This is a genomic window from Terriglobales bacterium (assembly GCA_035624475.1).
Lineage (GTDB): Bacteria > Acidobacteriota > Terriglobia > Terriglobales > Acidobacteriaceae > DASPRL01.
Map to the genome: position 1 here is coordinate 1 of DASPRL010000213.1, position 5,650 is coordinate 5,650.

Annotated in this window: 10 protein-coding genes and 1 tRNA gene; all 11 read left to right on the forward strand. The window is 63.9% G+C overall.

Annotated elements, in window-relative coordinates; all coding sequences use genetic code 11:
• The first annotated feature begins 69 nt into the window (after positions 1-69).
• Positions 70-507, forward strand: a complete 438-nt coding sequence (locus tag VEG08_08795) for a hypothetical protein (GenBank protein HXZ28079.1) — start codon at positions 70-72, stop codon at positions 505-507.
• The gene (locus VEG08_08800) at positions 504-749 is read left to right on the forward strand and encodes a hypothetical protein (GenBank protein HXZ28080.1); all 246 of its coding nucleotides are present in this window, start codon (positions 504-506) and stop codon (positions 747-749) included. Before VEG08_08795 ends, VEG08_08800 begins: the two co-directional genes overlap by 4 nt.
• 7 nt (positions 750-756) lie before the next feature.
• The gene (gene rpmG / locus VEG08_08805; GenBank protein ID HXZ28081.1) at positions 757-909 is read left to right on the forward strand and encodes a 50S ribosomal protein L33; all 153 of its coding nucleotides are present in this window, start codon (positions 757-759) and stop codon (positions 907-909) included.
• A 94-nt stretch (positions 910-1,003) separates the two neighbouring features.
• Positions 1,004-1,079: transfer RNA gene (locus VEG08_08810), tRNA-Trp, on the forward strand.
• A gap of 55 nt (positions 1,080-1,134) precedes the next feature.
• Positions 1,135-1,392 carry a preprotein translocase subunit SecE gene (secE, locus tag VEG08_08815; protein ID HXZ28082.1) on the forward strand — a complete coding sequence of 86 codons (258 nt, stop codon included), beginning with the start codon at positions 1,135-1,137 and terminating at the stop codon, positions 1,390-1,392.
• A gap of 3 nt (positions 1,393-1,395) precedes the next feature.
• Positions 1,396-2,088, forward strand: coding sequence for a transcription termination/antitermination protein NusG (gene nusG, locus VEG08_08820; protein HXZ28083.1), 693 nt, complete (start codon positions 1,396-1,398; stop codon positions 2,086-2,088).
• A gap of 75 nt (positions 2,089-2,163) precedes the next feature.
• Positions 2,164-2,595, forward strand: coding sequence for a 50S ribosomal protein L11 (rplK, locus tag VEG08_08825; GenBank protein HXZ28084.1), 432 nt, complete (start codon positions 2,164-2,166; stop codon positions 2,593-2,595).
• 111 nt (positions 2,596-2,706) lie between these two features.
• Positions 2,707-3,414 carry a 50S ribosomal protein L1 gene (gene rplA / locus VEG08_08830; GenBank protein ID HXZ28085.1) on the forward strand — a complete coding sequence of 236 codons (708 nt, stop codon included), beginning with the start codon at positions 2,707-2,709 and terminating at the stop codon, positions 3,412-3,414.
• 39 nt (positions 3,415-3,453) lie between these two features.
• Positions 3,454-3,987, forward strand: coding sequence for a 50S ribosomal protein L10 (rplJ, locus tag VEG08_08835; protein ID HXZ28086.1), 534 nt, complete (start codon positions 3,454-3,456; stop codon positions 3,985-3,987).
• A gap of 215 nt (positions 3,988-4,202) precedes the next feature.
• A complete protein-coding gene (gene rplL, locus VEG08_08840) occupies positions 4,203-4,583 on the forward strand; it encodes a 50S ribosomal protein L7/L12 (GenBank protein HXZ28087.1) in 381 nt (126 codons plus the stop codon).
• Between the two features lie 334 nt (positions 4,584-4,917).
• Positions 4,918-5,650 (forward strand): DNA-directed RNA polymerase subunit beta (locus VEG08_08845; GenBank protein HXZ28088.1); only part of this gene is annotated, 733 nt, incomplete at its 3' end.

A 5,650-nucleotide genomic window follows, 5' to 3' on the forward strand; every position in this document is an offset into this window, starting at 1 on the left:
CGCCATCCGCGAGGGCGGCCACACCGTGGGCGCCGGCACCATCACCGAGATCATCAAGTAGGTTGGATTATGGAAATCGCAGTGGACGGATGGCGAGCGAGTTTGGGGGCCTGGCAAGCGGTGCGAAACGTCCCGCGGGAACAGTTACCGCAACTCACGCCCGAACAACAGACAGTGGCCAGGAAGATGGGGATTCCGGAAGAGGACTACGCGCGCAGCGCCATGGCGGGCGAGCGTACGAGGGAAGCTCTCTTGCAGAAGACTCAACGGCTCGCGCACGCGCTTGGCGAGCGGATTCGGCGCTCGGGATTGGCCGTCACGGTGAATCGCGTGCTGCTTCGAACCATCGAACAGCGTTTCGATGTCCAGTTGCAGGTGAATGGTAGGACCGTGCCGCTGACGATCGAAGAGAGTATCGTCGACGACTATTTCGATAGTGGCTCTGCGTCTGCCGAGGAGAGTCTTGGCCGCATCCTGGATCGCGCTCTTGCGAGCCTGACTGCGTGAAGATCAACGAAAGGACGTTGGCTGTCTTACTCAGCAGCGAGGGGAAAGATGCTTGCGAGGCAGCGGCGTTGGGAGTCCCGGCGACCGGGATGCTGTGGGTTTATGCGGAAGACAGCGATGACATGGGGCTCTGGATCCGCGTTGGACGCGAAGACGGTGATCACTTAGCCCTGATTCGTTGGGAATATGTTCTATTGGTTGACTTTCCCGCCGGAGAGCCTAAGGCGGTAGGAATAAGGTAGACAGACCATGGCGCGCGAGATCGTGACCTTGCAGTGCAACGAATGCAAAGACAAGAACTACTCCACCACCAAGAACCGCAAGACCACGACGGAGCGGCTGGAGTTCAGCAAGTTCTGCCGCAAGTGCCGCAAGCACACGCTGCACAAGGAAGTGAAATGATTGAGGAATTGGGTAATTTGGTAATCGGGTAATTTGGGAGACCGGCATCTGACAATTCCCCAATTACTCAATTGCGCAATTACCCAATTCGAACAGGGGCGTAAGCTCAACGGTTAAACTGCCGGTCTCCAAAACCGGACTTGGGGGTTCGAATCCCTCCGCCCCTGCCAGGTTTTGTCGCGAGCCGGGAAGTGGCCGGTGCAATGAGGAAAGCGGGACCCGAGCATGGCGAAGTCAATCGCAGCGCAGATCATGGATGAAGATTCGATCGGCGGAAAGATCAAGTCCTGGCCGCAGCGCATCAAGGGCTTCTACACCGAGGTGCGGACGGAGACCAAGAAGGTCACCGCCCCCTCCTGGAAGGAAGTGAAGGCGACCACGCTGGTGGTGATCATCACCGTGTTCCTGTTCGGCGCCTACTTCTACGTGGTGGACCTGGCCCTGAGCTTCGGCCTCGACAAGGTCTTCCGGTATTTCCGGTAGCGCATGACCATGCAGGACCAAGAGAAGAACGTGGACAACGAGACCGCGGAAGTGACGGCGCCGGAGACGGCGGAAGAGACGAAGGCGGCCCCGCCGGCGGAGCCGGTGGCGGAAGCGCCGGCGGCGGCCGAGGGCGCGGCCGCGCCCGAGCCCGCCCGCAACCCCAACATGAAGTGGTACATCGTCCACACCTATTCGGGGTTCGAGCGCAAGGTGAAGGAGTCGCTGGAGAGCCGCATCCAGGCCTTCGGCCTGCAGGAGAAGATCGGGCGGGTGCTGATTCCCACCGAGCCCGTCACCGAGGTGCGCGGCGGCAAGAAGTACACCACCGAGCGCATGTTCTATCCCGGCTACGTGCTGGTGGAGATGGACATGGACGACCACGTCTGGCACGTGGTCAAGGCCACGCCGCGCGTGACCGGCTTCGTGGGAACGGGACAACAGCCCACCCCGCTGTCGGACGAAGAGGTCAACCAGATCGTCTACAAGGTGGCGGTGGGCAAGGAGCGGCCCAAGCTCAAGGTCAAGTTCGAGAAGAACGAGTCGGTGCGCATCACCGAGGGGCCCTTCGCCAGCTTCACCGGCGTGGTGGACGAGGTCAACGAGGACCGCGAGACCCTGAAGGTGATGGTCACCATCTTCGGGCGGTCGACCCCGGTGGAGTTGGAGTTTGGACAGGTCGAGAAAGTGGCCTGAGCAAGGTTTCAAGGTTTCAGAGTTTCGAGGTTTCAAAGCTAAGAGCTTAGGAGCTAGAAGCTAAGAGCTGGTCTTATGGCGAAGAAGGAAACAGGCAAGGTCAAACTGCAGATCGCGGCGGGCAAGGCGACCCCGGCGCCGCCGGTGGGCCCCGCGCTGGGCCAGGCGCAGATCAACATCATGGAGTTCTGCAAGCAGTTCAACGCGCGCACCAGCGCCAAAGAGCTGGACGGGCTGATCATCCCGGTGGTGATCACGGTCTACAGCGACCGCAGCTTCACCTTCATCACCAAGACGCCGCCGGCGTCGGTGCTGCTGAAGCGCGCGGCCGGCATCGCCAAGGGCTCGGGCACCCCCAACAAGGACAAGGTGGGCAAGGTCACCGAGAAGCAGGTGGAGGAGATCGCCAAGCAGAAGCTGCCCGACCTGAATGCCGCCTCCCTGGAAGCCGCCATCAAGACGGTGAAGGGAACGGCGCGCTCCATGGGCATCGAGGTCGTGGCGTAGAAGTCGTCGGCCCTCGGCCTTCGGTCGTCGGCCGCAGAGAGTTTGCAAGAAGTCGAGATGACCACGGCCCCCGGAAGAGCGGACGGCGGTGGGAGACGAGGAAAGAAGAAGATGCGGAAGACGGGCAAGAACATCACGAAGGCGCGGGCGGCGGTGGAGAAGCGTCCCTACCTGCTGCAGGACGCCGTGCCCCTGCTGCAGAAGGTGAAGTACGCCAAGTTCGACGAGACGGTGGAGGTCACCATGCGCCTGGGGGTGGACCCCAAGCACGCCGACCAGATGGTGCGGGGCACGGTGGTGCTGCCCCACGGCCTGGGCAAGTCGAAGAAGGTGCTGGTGGTCACCAGCGGCGAAAAGGTGAAGGAAGCCGAGCAGGCGGGCGCCGACTTCGTGGGCGGCGAGGAGACGGTGGAGCGCATCCAGAAAGAGAACTGGACCGACTTCGATGCCCTCATCGCCACCCCCGACATGATGAAGTCGGTGGGCCGGCTGGGCAAGATCCTGGGTCCCAAGGGCCTGATGCCCAACCCCAAGACCGGCACGGTCACCTTCGACGTGGCCAAGGCGGTGCAGGAGATCAAGGCCGGCAAGGTGGAGTTCCGCACCGACAAGACGGCGCTGGTGCACGTGCCCGTGGGCAAGATGTCGTTCGCCCCGGAGAAGCTCATCGAGAACGCCAGCACCGTGATCACCAGCGTGATCAAGGCCAAGCCGGTGGCGGCCAAGGGCAAGTACATGAAGGGGGTCACCCTGTCCTCCACCATGGGCCCGGGGATCGCGATCGACGTGTCGCCGCTGGAAGCGGCGGCCAAAGCGTAGCGCCGGCGTCAGAAAAAGACCGGAAAGGGACTGAAGACCATGGCGGTCACGAAGGCCAAGAAGAAAGAACAAGTCGAGAAGCTGAGCGCCGACCTGAACCGGGTGAGCCACCTGATCGTCGGCACCTTCAGCAAGCTGACGGTGGCGCAGGACTTCGAACTGCGCAAGTCGGTGCGCGCCGCCGGCGCCCAGTACCAGGTGGTGAAGAACACCCTGGCCGAGCGCGCCGCCAAGGGCACCAAGGTGGAGCCCGCGCTGAAGGACCTGACCGGCGTGACCTCCATCGCCTACACCAGCGGCGACCCCGTGGCCCTGGCCAAGGCGCTCTCCAAGTACGCGAAGGACAACCCGGAATTCATGGTCCGGGCCGGGGTCGTGGAAGGGCGCGCTCTCTCCGTGAAGGAGTTGGAAGCGCTGGCGACGCTGCCGTCGCGGGAGGAAGTGTTCTCCAAGCTGCTCTTCCTCATCCAGGCGCCGGCGCAGCGCCTGGTGACGGTGATGAACGCGGTGGGCCGCGACGTCGCGGTCGTGCTCAACCAGGGCGTGGAGAAGAAGAAGTTCCGCGAGGCCTAGCGGCCTCGCCTCGGGTGATCGCCGCGATCGGGTGATCGGGTGATCCAGAGACCGAAAGAGTTCAGCCAGCGCGGGCGTGCTGACGTGCTGGTGAAGGGTTTGGTGATCGGTTGTCAGGGGTTGCGGCCCCGGTTGTCTGGCCGGGAAGCCCGCACTGGAAACCTGGGAACTGGTGCCAGGGCAGCACAATCGATACCTCAGAGTGGAGAACTGACATGGCGGATCTGCAGCAGTTGGAAGAGCAAATCGTAGGCCTGTCGCTGCTGGATGCGGCGCAGCTGGTGAAGCGGCTGGAGGAGCGCTTGGGCGTCTCCGCGGCCGCGGCGGCCCCGGTGGTCGTGGCCGGCGGCGCGGCGGCGGCGGGCGCGCCCGCGGCCGAGGAGAAGACGGAGTTCACCGTCGTCCTCAAAGAGGTGGGCGCCAACAAGATCAACGTGATCAAGGCCGTCCGCGAGGTCACCAGCCTGGGCCTGAAAGAGGCCAAGGACCTGGTCGACGGCGCCCCCAAGACCGTGAAGGAGGGCGTCAACAAGGAAGAGGCCGAGAACATCAAGAAGAAGTTCGCCGAGGCCGGCGCCACCGTGGAAGTGAAGTAGGCGGCGCGCACCCGGCGAGAGCGAATCCGGGAAGGCGGCTGGAGAATCTAATCCAGCAGCCTTCCTGACGCCAAAGGTGAGAGGGCGGGCGGCCCGCGAGGGCGGCCCGCATGGCAACGATTCTGACGGCGACGGTCCCGGCGAGCGGGGACCGAAGACAGGCCAGACTGGCGCGGAAACACACAATCCAGGCTAGGGCAGACGCCACCGGCGCCGCCGGGAACCCCTGTTCCCGCGGGCGCTGACGCCTTTTCCGCTGCCGGCGCGCGCGGCTGCCGGCAGCGCCGCAGGACCCGGCCCGCGAGGGCCGGGCGCACGATTTCAGGAGTGAGGAATGCCGAACAAGAATAACGCCTTCCGCAGCCGGCTCGACTTCTCCAAGATCCCGGCCACCATCCAGATCCCCAACCTCATCGAGGTGCAGAAGCGCTCCTACGACCGCTTCCTGCAGATGGACCGCCTGCCCAGCGAGCGCGACGATGCCGGGCTGCAGGCCGTCTTCCAGTCGGTCTTCCCCATCACCGACTTCCGCAACGTCTCGCAACTGGAGTTCGTCGACTACGCCATCGGCAACTGGGAGTGCAAGTGCGGCCACCTCAAGGGGCTGCACCACCTGCGCACCACCTGCCGGAACTGCGGCTCCACCGTCATCACCGATCCCTTCCACCCCGGCGACGTGCTGTGCTCGCGCTGCGGCACCTACAACGCCAACACCCCCGACTTCTGCAACAAGTGCGGCGACCCCGTGGGCCTGCAGCTCAAGTACGACGTCACCGAGTGCGAAGAGCGCGGCATGACCTACTCCGCGCCGCTCAAGGTCACCATCCGCCTCACCATCTTCGAGAAGGACGCGGAGACCGGCAACCGCTCCATCCGCGACATCAAGGAGCAGGAGGTCTTCTTCGGCGACGTGCCGCTGATGACCAACAACGGCACCTTCATCATCAACGGCACCGAGCGCGTGATCGTGAGCCAGTTGCACCGCTCCCCGGGCGTGTTCTTCGAGACCGCCAACCAGCGCACTTACTTCCTGGGCAAGATCATTCCCTACCGCGGATCGTGGGTGG

Coding starts and splice junctions, on each gene's coding strand:
- rplJ (HXZ28086.1), top strand. CDS start 3,454: ATGGCGGTCACGAAGGCCAAGAAGAAAGAACAAGTCGAGAAGCTGAGC.
- rplA (HXZ28085.1), top strand. CDS start 2,707: ATGCGGAAGACGGGCAAGAACATCACGAAGGCGCGGGCGGCGGTGGAG.
- VEG08_08795 (HXZ28079.1), top strand. CDS start 70: ATGGAAATCGCAGTGGACGGATGGCGAGCGAGTTTGGGGGCCTGGCAA.
- nusG (HXZ28083.1), top strand. CDS start 1,396: ATGACCATGCAGGACCAAGAGAAGAACGTGGACAACGAGACCGCGGAA.
- rpmG (HXZ28081.1), top strand. CDS start 757: ATGGCGCGCGAGATCGTGACCTTGCAGTGCAACGAATGCAAAGACAAG.
- rplK (HXZ28084.1), top strand. CDS start 2,164: ATGGCGAAGAAGGAAACAGGCAAGGTCAAACTGCAGATCGCGGCGGGC.
- secE (HXZ28082.1), top strand. CDS start 1,135: ATGGCGAAGTCAATCGCAGCGCAGATCATGGATGAAGATTCGATCGGC.
- rplL (HXZ28087.1), top strand. CDS start 4,203: ATGGCGGATCTGCAGCAGTTGGAAGAGCAAATCGTAGGCCTGTCGCTG.